10 protein-coding genes and 4 tRNA genes are annotated in these 17666 nt (G+C 56.1%); 10 read left to right on the top strand and 4 right to left on the bottom strand.

Annotated elements, in window-relative coordinates; genetic code table 11:
- Nucleotides 1–48: 48 nt before the first annotated feature.
- A complete protein-coding gene (gene folD / locus FCS96_RS17940; protein WP_138441733.1) occupies nt 49–906 on the bottom strand; it encodes a bifunctional methylenetetrahydrofolate dehydrogenase/methenyltetrahydrofolate cyclohydrolase FolD in 858 nt (285 codons plus the stop codon).
- A gap of 231 nt (nt 907–1137) precedes the next feature.
- Here folD and FCS96_RS17935 point away from each other — a divergent pair.
- From FCS96_RS17935 to FCS96_RS17920, 4 genes are all read left to right on the top strand, one after another.
- Nucleotides 1138–1214, top strand: a tRNA-Pro gene (locus tag FCS96_RS17935).
- A gap of 33 nt (nt 1215–1247) precedes the next feature.
- Nucleotides 1248–1324: transfer RNA gene (locus tag FCS96_RS17930), tRNA-Arg, on the top strand.
- A 104-nt stretch (nt 1325–1428) separates the two neighbouring features.
- Nucleotides 1429–1504: transfer RNA gene (locus FCS96_RS17925), tRNA-His, on the top strand.
- A gap of 130 nt (nt 1505–1634) precedes the next feature.
- Nucleotides 1635–1719: transfer RNA gene (locus FCS96_RS17920), tRNA-Leu, on the top strand.
- Nucleotides 1720–1860: 141 nt separating this feature from the next.
- Here FCS96_RS17920 and FCS96_RS17915 read toward each other — a convergent pair.
- Nucleotides 1861–4791, bottom strand: a complete 2931-nt coding sequence (locus FCS96_RS17915; protein WP_138441732.1) for a metallophosphoesterase — start codon at nt 4789–4791, stop codon at nt 1861–1863.
- Between the two features lie 472 nt (nt 4792–5263).
- On the opposite strand from FCS96_RS17915, the gene tig reads away from it, so the two are divergent.
- From tig to FCS96_RS17885, 6 genes are all read left to right on the top strand, one after another.
- Nucleotides 5264–6568: a trigger factor gene (tig, locus tag FCS96_RS17910; RefSeq protein WP_138441731.1), complete on the top strand. Its 1305-nt coding sequence runs from the start codon at nt 5264–5266 to the stop codon at nt 6566–6568.
- 175 nt (nt 6569–6743) lie between these two features.
- Nucleotides 6744–7379, top strand: coding sequence for an ATP-dependent Clp endopeptidase proteolytic subunit ClpP (clpP, locus tag FCS96_RS17905; protein WP_041341765.1), 636 nt, complete (start codon nt 6744–6746; stop codon nt 7377–7379).
- A gap of 76 nt (nt 7380–7455) precedes the next feature.
- Complete coding sequence (gene clpX, locus FCS96_RS17900) at nt 7456–8739, top strand: ATP-dependent Clp protease ATP-binding subunit ClpX (RefSeq protein WP_138441730.1); 1284 nt, start codon at nt 7456–7458, stop codon at nt 8737–8739.
- Nucleotides 8740–8905: 166 nt separating this feature from the next.
- Nucleotides 8906–11323, top strand: coding sequence for an endopeptidase La (gene lon, locus FCS96_RS17895; RefSeq protein ID WP_138441729.1), 2418 nt, complete (start codon nt 8906–8908; stop codon nt 11321–11323).
- Between the two features lie 238 nt (nt 11324–11561).
- Complete coding sequence (locus FCS96_RS17890; protein WP_138441728.1) at nt 11562–11834, top strand: HU family DNA-binding protein; 273 nt, start codon at nt 11562–11564, stop codon at nt 11832–11834.
- A 154-nt stretch (nt 11835–11988) separates the two neighbouring features.
- Nucleotides 11989–13842 (top strand): SurA N-terminal domain-containing protein, encoded by a 1854-nt coding sequence (locus FCS96_RS17885; protein WP_138441727.1) that lies wholly within the window; start codon nt 11989–11991, stop codon nt 13840–13842.
- Between the two features lie 75 nt (nt 13843–13917).
- On the opposite strand, the gene FCS96_RS17880 is transcribed toward FCS96_RS17885, so the two are convergent.
- On the bottom strand, nt 13918–14349 hold the full coding sequence (locus FCS96_RS17880; protein ID WP_138441726.1) for a hypothetical protein: 432 nt from the start codon (nt 14347–14349) through the stop codon (nt 13918–13920).
- An 88-nt stretch (nt 14350–14437) separates the two neighbouring features.
- Entirely contained in the window at nt 14438–17578 is a 3141-nt protein-coding gene (gene pulA / locus FCS96_RS17875; protein WP_138441725.1) for a pullulanase-type alpha-1,6-glucosidase, read from the bottom strand.
- Nucleotides 17579–17666 lie beyond the last annotated feature (88 nt).

Genomic DNA, 17666 nt, shown 5'->3' with positions numbered 1-17666 from the left:
TTTTGTGGCTGCTTGTGGTGCGGCGCATTGGTCTAAGCGTCTGAGTGCTCAGTTCTTGTGCAGCACGTTGGCTGCATACAGCGTGTTCTGGAGCAGGGTGGCGATGGTCATCGGCCCCACACCGCCCGGTACTGGGGTAATGTAGGCCGCACGTTCAGCCGCCGCGTTGAAGTCGACGTCGCCGCGCAGTTTGCCATCGTCCATTCGGTTGATGCCCACGTCGATGACCGTTGCGCCGGGCTTTACCCATTCCCCGTTGATCAGGTTGGGTTTACCGGCAGCGGCGATCAGAATGTCTGCTTCACCAACGAATTTTTCCAGGTTTGGGGTAAAGCGGTGACAAACAGTGGTGGTGGCGCCTTTCAGTAGCAGTTCCATGCTCATGGGGCGGCCGACGATGTTGGAGGCGCCTACTATGACCGCGTGCTGGCCCTTGTAAGGGGTGTTGATGCTATCCAGTAGGGTAATGATGCCTGCGGGCGTACAGGGCCTGAGCGAGGGTTTGCGCTGCATTAAGCGGCCGATGTTGTACGGGTGAAAGCCGTCCACGTCTTTGTCCGGGCGGATCTTGACCAGGATCGGGTCGGCATCCAGATGCTCTGGCAGCGGAAGCTGCACCAGAATGCCATCCACCGTCGGGTTTTCGTTCAGCTCATCAATGAGTGCTTCGAGGGCTTCCTGGGAGGTGTCTGCGGGCAGATCGTAGGACAGCGAGAGGATGCCGGCCTGATCGCAGGCTTTGCGCTTGTTGCCTACATAGACGTGGGAGGCCGGATCTTCGCCGACCAGGACCACGGCCAGACCGGGCGCGCGAAGCCCCTGCTGTGTTCGAGCTTCTACACCGGCGGCAACCTGCTGCCTGACACCGGCGGCGATTTCTTTTCCGTTAATCAGTTTGGCGCTCATGTTTTGTCTTGTCGCTTGGGCGTTGAGAAATGAAGGCCGAGCATTGTCTCATGCTTCCGGCAGAACTCCAATTGACGGGGCGTAGGCGGCGGTTTTCGGAACTTTTCAGGCGCCGTAAGGTCTTTACCAAAAATGATATTTTGACGAATTTTAAAAACCGTGTTGACGGAGTCGATTGGCGCCGGTAATATGCGCGCCAACTTTGCTGATGCACTTGTTGTTCAGTTCAGACGGGGTATAGCGCAGTCTGGTAGCGCGCCTGCTTTGGGAGCAGGATGTCGGGAGTTCGAATCTCTCTACCCCGACCACTTTTCTGGATGTTCAGGTGGGCGAACGGTTAAGCGCCCGTAGCTCAGCTGGATAGAGCACCCGCCTTCTAAGCGGGTGGTCGCAGGTTCGAGTCCTGCCGGGCGCGCCATTATATCTTGGTGGTCCGCGCCGGAGCGACCGTAAGCAGCAAAGTTGACTATCTGGTCGCTGATCTCTAGCGCTGGAAGTTTCTAGAAAGTAAGTCCTTTTGTGGTGGGCGTAGCTCAGTTGGTAGAGCTCAGGATTGTGACTCCTGCGGTCGAGGGTTCGATCCCCTTCGTCCACCCCAATTTTCTTTTTTGTTTCCCGCTTTAATGAGAGTCTCCTTGGCAGCTGCTGCTATCACGGGTGGGCTTAAAAGCGAGAAGTGAGTCGCGCAAGCTGCGAAAGCACTGAGCGTGCAGAGTTTTAAAAGTTATGCGGGTGTGGCGGAACTGGTAGACGCGCCAGATTTAGGTTCTGGTTCCGAGAGGAGTGGGGGTTCAAGTCCCTCCACCCGCACCAACTTTAAAAGCCTCTTAGAGATAATCTAAGAGGCTTTTTTTATGGCTGGTAGGGCGTGTTGGAAACGCTCGAATGTTGGATTGCCGCCCAGATGAAATAAGTCGAGAAGGGTTTTTCTCGGCTTCAGTTGTGTATCTGAATTCATGGTGTCACTTGGAAGCGTGCATGAAGCACCTGGGTGCTTTGCTCCACTGTTACGACTGCAGTCACCTGGTGTTCGCCGGTCAGGCCGGATAAATCGAAGGGATGCGCGTTGCGTGGCGCTGTTGATTGTGTGCCTGCCATATCCCATGGCGCTCTTTTCTCAACCTGTATCGGTGAGTTTTGACGCTCGGGGTCGTCAAGATAGAATTGAACCTCGGTCACACCGAATTCTTCTGGCACAAAAATGTATGTGTCACCAGAGAGTACCGATCCTTCTAGGTTAAACGGTGAGCTTCGGTCGGGCGTTGTGCTTGCTTTCAGGGACAACGATGATGGCTCAGCGTATTCGAGACTAACAACGATAGATTCCGTCTCGCCGGTTTCGGCGGTCAGGCTTATCTCTCCAGAGTAGGATCCCAGCCCAATTCCAGCAGCGTTTATGCCCACGGTTAAGGTTTCGGGTGCGGTGCCGTCAGGTGGGCTTACACTTAACCACGCTGAGTTGGTCTGAGCCGTGTAGGCTGGAGTAAGCCCATTCGTCATTTGGACTAGGACGCTTTGCTCTGCGACGGTCTCGGGTGTTGTTAGTCGAAAAGCCAGGCTATTGGGTGTGGCAGATAGTCTTGGGGCGTCGTTAGCGACCTGGAAGCTGGAATTCAGTAGCAGTTCTGGCATGCCCGAGAGCGACACGCGAGCACCGAGTGTGTGGGCGCCATCAGCCAATGACTGGGTGTTGAAGGGTAGGGCATTGTCGTTTGAGGCTGTGCCGCCCAAATCAAAAGGAGCAACGTTTTCTGTTTTGGTCACGGCCCCCAAAGCTTCTGGATCATTAAGATAGAAGCGCACTCGGGTGATATCTGACTCCGGGCTGACAAAAATGTAGCTGTCGTTCTGAAGTACTGCGCCTTCAAGTGGAACGGCGGCACTCCGTTGGGCGTTGCTGGAAACCAGCAATTGATAGTCTGAGGCGCCAACCCTGAGTGCGATTGGGATCCAGGTTGCGGTACCAGTATCGCTGGCGACTTCCAGCACTCCTCGATGAAGCCCATAGGATAGGTCTTTGGTGTCGGCAGTTACGGTTAATTCTGTGGGGGTTATTCCCGCCACTGCTGACAAAGACAGCCAGCTTGGAATTTGGGTAATTCGGAAGTTTGTGGCTTCTTGTCCTGATGTAACGGCCAAACCACGTTGCTCGGATGCTCCTGGCTCCAGGACAAAAGACATCTCGGACGGTAGTGCGCTGATTTCCTCCTCGCACGCCTGTGTTGTATAGCGGACCCGGTCAATGCGAAGTGAAGCGGCACCGGTGGCTTCCAGGCCGTGGATGTCCACGTCCAATATTCCGTCTGAATTTACAGAAATATAGGCAAAGTGATGGAGGGAGTTATTGCGAGCAACCGTCCAGGAGGGGGGTGTCGGCGACGCCCAAGGGGAGAACCCTTTTGAGATATTGCTTAGTTTTCCTCCTGGTGCCACTTTGAGCCAGCTTACACCGTCAGCCAGGGTGTAGCAGTGTCGTTTTTCAGACGTGGGCGAATTGTTGTTTGGCACATCTGTCAGCGGATAGGTACGTTCGTAAGATTGGTCGTGCGCGGTCAGTACCACTTTCACACCTGCGGCCTCGAAGATTGGCCCGAGCTGTGCTCTTAGTGAGCTGGCGGATGGGTGGTTTCTACCGTCTGAGAAAGGTGCTGCATGAAAAAATGGGATTAGCCAGCGCTGTCCCTGAAGAGAAGCCTGCTGTAAGTCACTGGAAATCCAATCGAGAGCGTCCTGGGGAAGTGTTTGAAATTCGTCCAGGCCGTAAATTGCAACGAAGTGCACATCCCCGATATCAAAACTGTACATCCTTCGTGCGTTCCAGCCCTCGGGGGTTGCAAAGTAGCGCGACCACACATCAAAACTTTCGCCAAGTAAAACCTCATGGTTGCCGTATACCGGCATCATCACCTTTGAGTGGGCGATCGGAGCCATTTGGTCAAACCACGCCGAGATCGAGCGCTCAAGAGTGCCGAAGCGTTTGTCGGTGTCAAAATAAGCGTAGTCTCCCCCTAGCATTATGAAGTCGGGATCCAGTGCCTGTAATTCATCGATAACGCCTTGAGTGCCAGATGCCAGGCCATCTAGCCTTCCTTTCAGGCCAGTATCCGCGACAAAGCCCGCAGTGAAGCTCTGAGGGCCGGAGGCGGGCATGGTGGACGCCCGATACGATCGGCTCCAGATCTGTGGGGCCAGCGATACCTGAAATTCGTATTGGGCGTTTGCGAGCAGGCCGTTTACATCAACGCTCAGATAATGACCGTCTGCGGTTTGATGATTTAGCCCGCCGGTCGCGACTTGCCAAGCCTGCTCGCCTGTGAGTCTGAATTTTACTGAAGCCTCTGATGATGCCGGGGAGAACCACATTATGCTGAACGAGTGGGCTGGGCTTTCTTTCCAGCCCAGATGCAACTGAGCAGCGTCAGACCCCTCTTCCGGGGGTGACTGGTTAACAATTTGAAGGTCCGCTTCCACCGTTTCTAGCGGACCTTCTGACGGTTGGATTTCTACTCTCAGGATGTAGCTGCCATCGGAAAAGTTTCGGGTATCAAGCGGCTGGGCAAGACCGTTTGGCGCGGTCCCCGCAGCATCCCAGGGAAAGCGGTTTTCTGTCTGAATCCTGTTGCCGTCAAGATAAAAACGAACCTGGTTGGCATCATCAGCTCCAGCGACAAAGATATACGCGGCATCTTTGAGGCTCTGGGTTTCCAGCGACTGTGGAGCAGACCTGTCGGCAATTGAAGAGACTAGTATCTCGGACGCAGCAGCGTTGACTGAAAGAGTGGCTACAGCAATTGCCAGGAAAAACTTGGCCAGCCATAGGCTAAAAACCGGGGCCAAAGAAATGAGCCTGAAATCGGGGGGAGCGGAGTGATCAGCTGTCGCCATGAGTGAGGCCCTCCCTTGTTTTTGGAATTATCCAGGATCAGAAAAGCAGCATAGATAATGCCACTGTCACAGCTTTATGATTTGAGAGGGGGATTTGAGTCGGTTGCCGGTTTGAGTGGCTGTGGGTGTAAACAGGGCTGACACTATTTTCGAGTGAGCAAGAGATGTTGGTAACTCGAACGCTGTCCCGCCCACTGATTTTATGTTTCAAGACCCTGTGAGGTGTTCGTCAATGAATATCCTCCCGTAGGGCCCTTTCTTTTTCATCTTTTGTCCCCATAGTTCAGCCAAAGACAGTTCGTTTGTCCGTGTCATGTGGCTAGTCAAGCGTGAGATGGGTGATTCTCTCACCGGGGCAAACCGTGATAAACTATCGCCTTTTAATTTTCGGCCTGTTTTCAGCAAGAGCCTGAAAACCGGTTTTCGAGTTTGATTTCATTCACATACTGAACCTGTAATTTGAGGATCTTCCATGCAAGTGTCTGTTGAAACGACCTCCAACATCGAACGTCGCATGACGATTGGTGTGCCCGCCCAGGAAATTGACCAGGCGGTTCAGAAGCGCCTGCAGGAAACTGCGCGTACCGTACGCCTAAATGGTTTCCGCCCGGGCAAGGTGCCCATGAAGGTGGTTAAGCGTCGTTTCGGTGACAGCGTCCGCCAGGAAGTGGTTGGTGAGGTTATGCGCGACCAGTACGTCAAGGCACTGCAGGAGCAGGACATTAACCCTGCGGGCTGGCCGAAGTTTGAGCCGAAGACCATGGAAGAAGGCAAGGACCTCGAGTTCGTTGCCATCTTCGAAGTGCTGCCGGAAATCGAGCTGGGCGACCTGAGCACAATCTCTGTCGAAAAGCTGACTTCTGACATCGCTGACAAAGATGTCGACAACATGATCGATAACCTGCGTCGTCAGCAGGCCACCATGAAAGAAGTCAAGCGCAAGTCCAAGAACAAGGACGTGCTGACCATTGATTTCAAAGGCACTATCGACGGTGAAGAATTCGAGGGCGGTGCCGCTGAAGGTCACCGGCTGACTCTGGGCTCCGGCCAGATGATCCCTGGCTTCGAGAAAGCCGTTCAGGGTGGTAAAGCTGGCGAGGACATGGAAATTGAAGTGACCTTCCCCGAGGATTACCACAACGAAGAACTGGCGGGTAAGCCGGCCAAGTTCGAGATCAAGATCCACAAGGTTGAAGAGCCGCAGCTGCCAGAGCTGGATGCCGAATTCTTCAAGAAGTTCGGCATCGAGGCTGAAGACGAAGCCGCGTTCCGTGAGGAAGTGAAGAAGAACATGGAGCGGGAGCTGAAGCAGGCGGTTTCCAACAAGGTCAAGAATGACGTTGTTGATGGCCTGCTGGAAAGCACCGAGCTGGACGTGCCGACTGCACTGGTCGACCAGGAAATCGATCGCCTGCGTCAGGACGCGGTACAGCGTTTCGGCGGCCAGGTAGATTTCCAGCAGCTGCCGAAGGAAATTTTCCAGGAGCAGGCGGAGCGTCGCGTTAAGACCGGTCTGTTGTTCCAGGAAGTAGTCAAACAGAATGACCTGAAGGCGGATCCGGCCAAGGTCGATGAAAAGATCCAAGAGATCGCGTCTACGTATGAACAGCCTGAGGAAGTTGTTGCCCACTTCAACAGCAACCCGGAGCAGAAGTCGCAGATCGAGTCTTCTGTGCTGGAAGATGCTGTCGTTGACCTGGTACTCGAAAAGGCCAAGGTTAAAGAGAAGAAGGTTAAGTACGAAGAGGCCGTTCAGGCTGGACAGCAGCAGCGCTGATCCGGTCAGGGTCGGAGCTGGTTCCGGCCCTGTTGGTCGACCCCAGAGAACAGCCGGCTTGTCCGGCTGTTTTCATCTGGGGCAGCTGCTGGCAAAGTAAGAAGTGCAAAAACACCTGTGATGAACACCGTGGCCCGAGTCCACGTCCCATTGTCCATAAGGAGTTCAGGCGCACATGACGCAGAAACCAATTGACGGTCCCGCAATGGTAACCAATTCCGGCCTGGTGCCGATCGTTATTGAACAGACCGCGAGGGGCGAGCGCTCCTTCGATATCTATTCCCGTCTGCTCAAAGAGCGGGTGATCTTCCTGGTTGGCCCGGTTGAAGATCACATGGCCAATCTGATCGTCGCCCAACTGCTGTTCCTGGAGTCCGAAAATCCGGACAAGGATATTCACCTGTACATCAACAGCCCAGGTGGCTCGGTAACAGCTGGTATGTCGATCTACGACACTATGCAGTTTATTAAGCCGGACGTAGCGACCCTGTGTGTTGGCCAGGCTGCCAGCATGGGTGCGTTTTTGCTGGCCGGTGGCGCTGAAGGCAAGCGTGCCTGCCTGCCGAATTCTCGGGTGATGATTCACCAGCCGCTGGGTGGCTACCAGGGTCAGGCGACCGATATTGAGATCCATACCCGTGAGATCCTCAAGATCCGTCATACCCTGAACTCAATCCTGGCGCACCACACCGGCCAGGATCTGGACACCATCGCCAAGGACACGGACCGTGACAATTTCATGGATCCGGCACAGGCGAAAGAGTATGGGCTGATTGATTCTATACTTGATAAGCGCGTCCCGAATAAATAATACTGGAAGCAATCGCATCATTCTTGGCCGGCGTAATAGCCAGTAACGCCGGCTAACCAAGATCAGAGGTATTTCAATGGCAGATGAAAGAAACGGCAGAGGCGACGATAACGGCAAGTTGCTCTACTGCTCGTTTTGCGGAAAGAGCCAGCATGAAGTCCGCAAGCTCATTGCAGGGCCCTCGGTGTTCATCTGCGACGAGTGTGTTGACCTGTGCAATGACATCATTCGTGAGGAAATTCAGGAGAATTCTCAGGAAGAGGCCAGCGACCGGCTCCCGACTCCCGCAGAGATACGCGACACGCTGAACGAATACGTCATCGGCCAGGATCGCGCCAAGGTTGTGCTGTCGGTAGCGGTTTACAACCACTACAAGCGCCTGCGTTACGGTGAAGGCAAGGCGGATGTTGAGCTTGGCAAGAGCAACATCCTGCTGATCGGTCCGACCGGTAGTGGTAAGACCTTGCTGGCCGAGACCCTGGCGCGGATGCTGAACGTTCCGTTCACCATCGCCGATGCAACCACGCTGACCGAAGCGGGCTACGTGGGTGAGGACGTTGAGAACATCATCCAGAAGCTGCTGCAGAAGTGCGATTACGATGTCGACAAGGCCCAGCGCGGTATTGTCTATATCGATGAGATCGATAAGATTTCCCGGAAGTCAGATAACCCGTCAATTACCCGGGACGTCTCCGGCGAAGGTGTGCAGCAGGCATTGCTGAAGCTTATTGAGGGTACCGTGGCCTCGGTTCCGCCTCAGGGTGGGCGCAAGCATCCGCAGCAGGAATTTCTGCAGGTGGACACCGGCAACATTCTGTTTATCTGTGGCGGCGCTTTTGCGGGTCTGGATAAGGTGATTCAGGAGCGTTCCGAGCGCAGTTCCATTGGCTTCTCGGCCTCTGTGGTCAGCCAGGAAGACACCAAGAGCACTGGCGACATCATCAAGGATGTTGAAACCGAGGATCTGGTCAAATTCGGCCTGATTCCCGAGTTTGTAGGTCGTCTGCCGGTGGTGGCGACACTGACCGAGCTGGACGAGCCCGCGCTGGTGCAGATCCTGACCGAGCCCAAGAACGCGCTCACCAAGCAGTATCAAAAGCTGTTTGATATGGAAGGGGTTGAACTCGACTTCCGTGAAGACGCCTTGCGCGCGGTTGCACGCAAAGCCATGGAGCGCAAAACCGGCGCACGTGGTCTGCGTTCGATCATGGAAGCCACGCTTCTGGATACCATGTACCAGATTCCTTCTGAGCATGACGTCGCCAAGGTGGTCATCGATGAAAGTGTGATCGACGGGGATTCCGAACCCTTCAAGATCTACGCGAGTAATGACCACGCCAAGGCAGTGCCGGAAGATTGATCCGGCGTTTGGTCGGAAGTTAAAACGAAAAGGGGCGGAAACGCCCCTTTTCGCGTTTTGTATCCCCGTTTTTCCAGTCTGTTTCGTATGGTAAAGAGATTGCAATTTTTACGGTCGCCCCAATGAAGGGTGGTAAGCTCAAAGAAACACCGTCAGAGGATTCCCTATGACCCGGATACCTGAACATACTGTGCAAGACTACCCGTTGCTGCCGTTGCGTGATGTGGTGGTGTTCCCGCACATGGTGGTCCCGCTGTTTGTGGGCCGCGAGAAATCCATCCAGGCCCTCGAAGCCGCGATGGAAGGCAGTAAGGAAATCCTCCTGGTTGCCCAGCGCGACGCCTCGACCGACGAGCCGGGCCCCGCTGATGTGTTTGATATGGGGACGTTGGCAACGGTCCTGCAGATGCTCCGGCTGCCAGATGGCACCGTAAAGGTCCTGGTCGAAGGTAACGCCCGGGCCACCATCAGTGATATCACCGAAGGCGAATACCTGTCCGGTGGCGCAACCCTGATGGATGAGGAAGGGTTGCCTGAGCGTGAACAGGACGTGCTCATCAAGACCCTGATGGATGAGTTTGAAAAGTACGTAAAACTCTCCAAAAAAGTGCCTTCGGAAGTATCCAATGCGCTCACCGGCATCGAAGATCTGGAACGTCTGGCCGACACTATGGCTGCGCACCTGGAAATGCGGATCCCGGAAAAGCAGGAACTGCTGGAAGCCCTGGATGTGCGCAAGCGGGTTGACCTGCTGCTGGGCAAGCTGGACGGTGAAATCGACTTGATTGAAGTCGAGAAGCGTATTCGTGGTCGCGTCAAGAAACAGATGGAGCGCAGCCAGCGCGAGTACTACCTGAACGAGCAGATGAAGGCCATTCAGAAAGAAATGGGCCAGCTCGGTGAGGGCAACAACGATTTTGAAGAGCTGGAGCAGAAGCTTGAAGAAGCCGGTCTGCCCGAGGAAGCCCGCAAGAAGACCGAAGCTGAACTGAACAAGCTCAAGATGATGTCGCCGATGTCGGCCGAGGCCACGGTGGTTCGTGGCTACATAGACTGGATGCTGGCCATTCCCTGGAAGAAGCGCAGCCGGGTTCGTCACGACATCGAAAAGGCGCGCGAGATTCTTGACCGGGATCATTACGGCCTGGACGAGGTCAAGAAACGTATCCTTGAGTACCTGGCGGTACAGAGCCGGGTCAAGAAAGTGAAGGGTCCGGTGTTGTGCCTGGTAGGCCCTCCTGGTGTTGGTAAGACCTCGCTGGGTCAGTCCATCGCCCGGGCCACCAACCGGAAGTACACCCGGATGGCACTTGGTGGCGTGCGCGACGAAGCAGAGATTCGCGGCCACCGCAAAACCTACATTGGTGCACTGCCGGGCAAGCTCCTGCAGAAGCTGTCCAAGGTGGGCGTAAAAAACCCGCTGTTCCTGTTCGATGAAATCGACAAGATGGGCATGGACCACCGTGGTGATCCGGCGTCCGCATTACTGGAAGTGCTGGATCCGGAGCAGAACCACACCTTTAACGACCATTACCTGGAGGTCGATTACGACCTCTCCGACGTGATGTTCGTGTGCACCTCCAACTCCATGGATATTCCGCCGGCCCTGCTGGACCGGATGGAAATTATCCGTATCCCGGGTTACACCGAGGAGGAGAAGGTCAACATCGCGTTGCGTTACCTGCTGCCCAAGCAGATCAAGGCCAACGGCCTGCGCAAGGATGAGCTGGTGATTTCTGAGGAAACTCTTCGGGACCTGATTCGTTACTACACCCGTGAGGCGGGCGTACGTGGCCTTGAGCGCGAGATCGCGAAGATCTGCCGTAAGGTGGTGCGGGAGCACGTTGAGGCCAACGACAAGGCCTCTGTGACACTTCAGCCGGACATGCTGGAGGATTACTCCGGTGTGAAGAAGTTCAAGTACGGTTTGGCGGAAGAGAAAAACCAGATTGGCCAGGTTACCGGCCTGGCCTGGACCCAGGTGGGTGGTGAACTGCTGACCATCGAGTGTGCGCTGACACCGGGCAAGGGACGGGTGGTCAAGACCGGTTCCCTCGGTGACGTCATGCAGGAGTCCATCCAAACGGCTCTGACCGTGGTTCGCAGTCGCGCGCCCGGGCTCGGAATTGCGGACGATTTCCATGAGAAACACGATCTGCACGTCCACGTTCCCGAAGGGGCAACCCCGAAAGACGGTCCAAGTGCCGGTATTGGTATGTGCACCGCGCTGGTTTCTTCATTGACCAAAATTCCGGTCCGTGCGGATGTCGCTATGACTGGTGAGATCACCCTTCGGGGTCGGGTTCTGGCCATTGGCGGACTCAAGGAAAAGCTCCTCGCGGCCCACCGCGGCGGAATCAAGACTGTCTTGATTCCCGATGAAAATATTCGAGATCTCAAAGAGATACCGGACAATATCAAGGAATCTTTGGAGATCCGTCCGGTCAAATGGATCGACGAAGTGTTGGACATTGCCCTGGCGTACCCGCCGGAGCCGCGCACTGCAGATGAGTCTTCAGAAGCTGGCTCAGGCAAGCCTCGTGACGAAGAAGGCGACGCTGCAGAGCGCATAAATACACATTAAAGCCTTGATGAGTTGTTGACATGCCAGAGAGCCCGTTGGTATAACTGTTTCGCCGTGAAGCAGCCAATACCAAGGGCTCCCGCGCATTAAGTGCCTATTCCAAGCACCGGTTAACAACCGCAAGGAATAAGAAAAGTGAAGAATGGAATTCTCCGACCGCCTATGCGATAGTCGAGAGCGTCCTAGAAAAAACAATCCAACCTATAACATCTTCAACCTGAAATCGAAGGGGTTTAGTGTGAACAAGTCCGAACTTATTGATGCAATTGCAGAATCCTCAGATATTTCCAAAGCAGCCGCTGGTCGTGCTCTGGATGCAATGACCAACTCCATCACCGGTGCCCTGAAGAAGGGTGATCAGGTAACTCTGATCGGTTTTGGTACTTTCTCTGTAAAAGAGCGTGCTGCTCGTACCGGTCGTAACCCGCAGACTGGTGCCGAGATCAAGATTGCGGCCTCCAAAGTGCCTGGGTTCAAAGCAGGCAAGGCCCTGAAAGACGCCGTTAAGTAACGGTTCTTTCTCTGGCAGCTCCTGTCGCAGGGAGCTGCTCAGCAAGAATTCAAGGCGCATTCCGAATAGGGTGCGCCTTTTTACGTTCAGTGCCCCTACGCTTATCGCCAAACGCTGAAAACTGCACGACCTTGAACAGGGATTCGGGAGAAACATGCTTCAAGATATTCGGGAAAACGCCCAAGGCACCATTGCCAAAATCATTATCGGTTTGCTGATCGTGTCCCTATCCATTTGGGGAATGGACGCCATCATCGGCGGCTTCTCCGGTGAGCCGGAAGTGGCAACGGTAAACGGTGAAGACATCACAGAACGCGAGTTTCTCCGTCTGGTCCAGATGGAAAGTCAGCGTCGACTATCCCGCATGGACAGCCCGGATCCGTCTCTACTGAATGAAGATCAGATTCGCAAAGACGTTCTGGAGTCGTTGATTCAGCAGCAGGTGCTAATCCAGGACGCCGACAGCCAGGGCCTGGCCCTGACCGATGCCGATATCGACGCGCTGATCACTCAGATGCCCCAGTTCCAGGTTGAAGGCCAGTTTAACCGTGACCGCTTTGTCTCGACCGTTCGCAATATGGGGATGGGCGTGGCGGAATTCCGCGAAGCTATGCGTAAGCAATACGTGGTCAACCAAATCCGCGCCGGTATTGTGCAAAGCGGCGTGGCGGCGAACGAGAACGTCAGCCATTTGCTGCGTATCCAGAACCAGACCCGGGATTTCCGTGTTGTGACGGTGCCTGAGAGCGCTGTCGCCGATCAGGTGGAAATAACTGAAGACGAAGTGCAGGCGTTCTACGACGAGAACAGCAGCGCCTTCAAACAGCCTGAGCAGGTCGATGCCGCCTATATCACCTTGTCCCTGGGTGCCTTGGCAGAATCCATCGAAATCAGCGAAGACGAGCTTCAGGCGTATTATGAAACGCGTGCTGATGATCTGGCCCGGGAAGAGCGCCGTGCAGCGCACATCCTGATTGAGGATGGCGAGGACGCTGACCAGACCATGGCAACTCTGCAGCAGAAGCTTGCCGACGGAGCTTCGTTCGCGGATCTGGCTCAGGAATATTCGATTGATACCGTTTCTGCCGAAGAAGGCGGTGATCTTGGCTATGCCGGCCGTGGCGTATACAACGGGGCGTTTGAGGAGGCTCTGTTCGCCCTGGAAGAGGGGGAAGTCTCCGAGCCGGTCGAAACCAGCTTCGGGGTACACCTCATCAAACTGGAAGACGTGCGCCGTTCGGATGTACCACCGCTGTCTGAGATTGAAGGTCAGCTTCGCAGTGAACTGGCCCGCGAGCGCGCCGAAGAACGCTTTGCCGAGATTCGGACCCAGCTGGCGGATTCCGCTTACGCCGCCGATGATCTTGCCGGCCCGGCCGAGGAACTTGGCCTGGAAGTGCGCGAAGCCAAAGGTATTACCCGTAATGGCGGAACCGCGCCCTTTGATCACGAAGGCCTGGTGCGCCAGCTGTTCTCCACTGACGTGGTTGAAGATGGCTACAACACTGAGCTGATCGATGTTGGCGACAACGTGTCTGTGGTGGCTCGTGTGCGCGAATACCGCGACGCCCAGCAGTTGGCCCTGGAAGAGGTTGCCGCGGACGTGCGTGCCTCTCTGAAAGCTCAGGAAACTCGTGCCGCCTTGAGTAAGCGTGCTGAAGAGATCATCGCAGGCCTTGAGTCAGGCCAGTCACTGTCAGAGCTGGGTGCCGGCGACTGGGTCCGCTACGAAGCGAAATCCCGTAATGATCAGGATGCCGGAGCGGCTGTCATGCGGGCAGTATTCTCGCTGTCCCGTCCTGCCGAAGGTGAGGTCAGCTATGGCCAGTCGGTCAGTGGCAGCAGTGCTGCTGTGGTAGCGCTCGATGGCGTCAACGAGGGCGCCGTGGATGAAACCTCAGCTGAGTTCGGACAGCTGGAAGAATTCCTGGCGTCTCTCGAGGGGCAGCGTGAATACGGCGCCTACCAGCAGTTCCTGCGCAATCGTGCGGAAGTTGAACGGCCGTAAGCGAGTCGTCAGAACGCTCGACTGAGAGCGCGCTGCAGTCCACTAAAAAGCCCGGGATTTTCCCGGGCTTTCTTGTTAGTTAGCCTTGTTGATGAACACTTGCGGGATCTCGCCGCGGGTATCAAAGTAAAAACCGTAAATGCCGGTTTCAGGTGGCATGAAGCGGAAGTTCTCAAAGACCGCCGAGCAATTGGCATTGACTGGTTGGTCCAGTTGTACGTTTTCGTCTTCCTTCTCTGACAGGTAACCGCAGTTGGTGCCGGAGCTCCAGTTGGCATCGCCGAATTTGAATTCATAAGGCTGGCCATCGGCCTTCAGCTTGACTTCGGTACGGTACAGACCGGCTTCCACTTTTTTCACTTTGTACTCCGGCAGGGCATCCCACCAGGCAAACTGGCCTCGCAGGTACAGGGAATCACTGTAGTCACGTTCGCCGCCTGTCGTTGCACAGCCTGCAGACAAGGCCATTACTGACGCCAGCGCCAGGGTTTTCAGTTTGTTGTTCATATCCGTACTCCTGGTTGATAGAAGGCCGCCGACACGATGCCGGCGGCCTGGCTCTCCACTTCTCACAAAGGGAAAGTAATCGGTTGGGTCACTTTGCAAAAACCGCCACAGACAGTGCGGGCACGGTAAAGTCGCCATTGCTGGCACCGGCGCCGTTGGTCGGGGAGGTATCCGCAGAGACGGTAAAGCTGCCGGTAAGAGTGGTGCTCAGGGTTTGGGCGCTGTTGCTGCCGTTGATCAGAACCACCAGTTCGTCATTGCCGGCATCCAGGTCACTCAGACCGTTACTGCCGTCGTCGAGTAAACGGTAGGCGATCAAGCCGGGGATCTGAGCCGGGCCGGTATTGAGAAAGTGCAGACGCTGCTGGACGTCCTCGGCGGTTTGCAGTCGGAATAGCGGGCTGCTTGCACGAGCTGCCAGCAGCATCTGTACCTGTTCGTTGGTGTAGGCGATGGCGCCCGGGGTCGGGTTGGCATTGCTGCCGGCCCCTTCGATTACCCGGAGAATCAGCGGCCAGTTGGCGCCGTCCTTGTCCTGCCGTGGCAGGCCACGGTTCCAGGCCGATGTTTGATAGCTGAAGTCCACCTCGTTGTACCAGTCGCCGGAATCGTAGCTGTCACGTTCCATGGATTTTGAGCGGAGCAGCTCCGATCCCATGTGCAGGAAGGGGATGCCCTGGCTCAGGATGGGAGTGGACAAGCCAACCACCTGCATCTGGGCGCGTTCCATCACGGTTGCCGCGTAGGGCGCCTTGTACTGGTTGTTGTCCCACAGAGTCTGGTTGTCGTGCTTGGACACGTAGTTGATGATTTCCTGTGGGTCGGCGGTGTATCCGGCGTTCTGGCCGTTGTAGTCGATCTCGCCACCGGTTTTCTCAGTGCCATCAGCAGCAACAAACCGATAGTCGGCGAGGCTGCCGGCAATGCCCACGCGAATCCAGTCACTGCGTTGCAGGAGCGCATCCTTTTCCGACTGGGCGCCGGAGGAGAGGTTGTTGGGGTTGGTGAACAGGCCATTACTGAAGCCCTGGTTGGCACGGATGCCGTCCTCGCTGTCGAACGGGCCACCGCCACGCACGGCATCCCGAAGACGGTCGTTAAAGGACCCAATGCCGGTGCCGGCCATATTGGCCTGGATGGCGTTCTCACCGCGGGCGTTATTGGCGACTTCGCCAAAGTTCCAGCCTTCACCATAGAAGTAGGTGTCTGGGTCGACCGCCTGAACGGCGGTCAACGCCTTGGTCATGTTGGTCAGCATATGATGGCCCATGAGGTCGAACCGAAAGCCGGAGATCTTGTAATGCTCGGCCCAGGTCACCAGGGAGTCGATCATCAGCTTTTCCATCATGGCGTGCTCAGACGCGGTGTTCTCACAGCAAGTGGAATTCTCGACCTGGCCGGTTTCCGGGTTCTGGCGGTGGTAATAACCGGGCACCAGCTTGTCCAGTACCGAGTTGGCTGCCAGCCCGGAGGAGTTGGTGTGGTTGTAGACCACGTCCATCACCACGTTCAGGCCCAGGTTAGTGGCGGATTGGACCATCTCACGAAATTCCACAATGCGCTGGCTACCGTTGGCGTCGGTTGCGTAGCTGCCCTCGGGGACGGTGTAGTGGACCGGATCGTAGCCCCAGTTGAAGCTGTCCAGGCCGCGCAGGGTGTTATACAGGGCTTGGGCGTCGCCGGTTTTCGGATCGAACGATTCGAGCACCGAGCGAATGCTGTTGCCACCGCTGCAGTGGGCCGCGTAGTCGTTGGCCGCCTGTGGTGACTGCTCGCACAGGCGGGAGAAGTCGTCGTCGATATCAACCACCTGGGCTGGATTTTCGTTGACGGTGGCGATGTCGAATGCCGGCAGCAGGTGCAAATGGCTTACGCCAGCATCGGCCATGGCTTTGAGGTGGGCGACACTGTCGACCGACCCATCGGCGGGTTGGCTGAACGCCTTGTACTTGCCGCGTAATGCGGTGGCGACGGTTTCATCGGTGGCACTGAAATCACGGATGTGGGTCTCATAGACCACCACGTCTTCGGGGGCAGCCAGGGCCGGTGGGTTGGTACTGCTCCAGCCGGTTGGAGCCAGGGCCGGGTCGGTCAGGTCAACAATCTGGGCATACTGACCATTGGCTGACAGGCTCAGGGCGTAAGGGTCAGACACCATGGTGGTTTCAATGGCACTCGTCCGCGGATGATAGACGGTCACCTCATACTGATAGTATTGCCCGAGTAGCTCGCTGCTGGAGCCGGTGTGGCGCCACACGCCGTCGGTGCCGGCGTTGGTCATCGAATGGGTGTCAAGTAACTGGCCGGCGTCGTCGAGCAGGTGCAGGCGAACGTTTTGGGCGGTGGGCGCCCAGACAGCAAAATCCACCTCGCCGCCGTTAACCACCGCACCCAGCGCGCCATCGTAGGCGTAGAGCGCATCGAGTGCGCCTGGAATCTGTACCTGGGTGGCGATCAGAAGTTTGTCGCTATCGGTATAGGCGGCTGCTACGAGTTGCCCGCTCAGTGCCTTCCGGATGGTGGCGTTGTCCGCGATTACCTCATAGGCGGGCCAGCCGCTCAGGTGCGGAAATTTGTCTTTCAGGGACTGGGTCAAAGTGGTCGCTCGCAGCTCAATCACCTTGCCGCCGGTCAGGTCCTTGCTCCGGTCGTCTATCTTGATCCGGGCCTTGGTGTCGTACCTGAGTTCCATGCGGTTCAGTGCTTCGGTGCCTTTAAAGACCAGGGTGGTGTCATTCACCCAGTGTGCCTGGGCACCTGCAATGGTGATTTTGTCCGCTTCTATCGGTGTTTGGGAAAGCTCCTGCTTGCCACTCAGGGTAAAAATACGGTTGCCGAGATCGTCAAAATGCCAGCGGTGATCGGTGCCGCCAATGTCTTTTTCGTCGCCTTTGTGGACGATGAAGTTCAGGCAGTTGCCGGCTTCGCGCATGGGAATGAAGTAGTAGGCACCGTAGGTATCGCTGATGCCGTCCGGAAGGCGGGGGGTGTTCCAGTCAGTGGGTACGTTTTCGGCCAGGCCATCGCAGCCTGCGGCGGCGTTGTTCCACAGGTGCAGGCCCCAGCCGGTGTAGTTTTCGTCGGGCCGCTTGTAATACAGCAGGGCTTCGTTGACACCCGGTTCAAGCAGGGCTTCAGCGGGCTGTTCGCCCTCGTCTTTTTTGCAGCCGGTGAGCGCAAGCACCATAGTCAGTGCAAAGCTACCCGCCATCAGTTTTTGATCAGGCATGGAGAATGTCCTTTTTTCCCTTGTTGTTGTTTGTGCAGCCCAGAGGGGCCAAGGTCATGGTTGCGCGGTGCGTCGGCCAGGACATCCT

It is taken from the genome of Marinobacter alexandrii (assembly GCF_005871205.1).
In the GTDB taxonomy this organism is placed as follows: Bacteria; Pseudomonadota; Gammaproteobacteria; order Pseudomonadales; family Oleiphilaceae; genus Marinobacter; species Marinobacter alexandrii.
The sequence above is the reverse complement of the archived record's forward strand: the minus strand, read 5'-3'. Positions and strand labels throughout refer to the sequence as shown.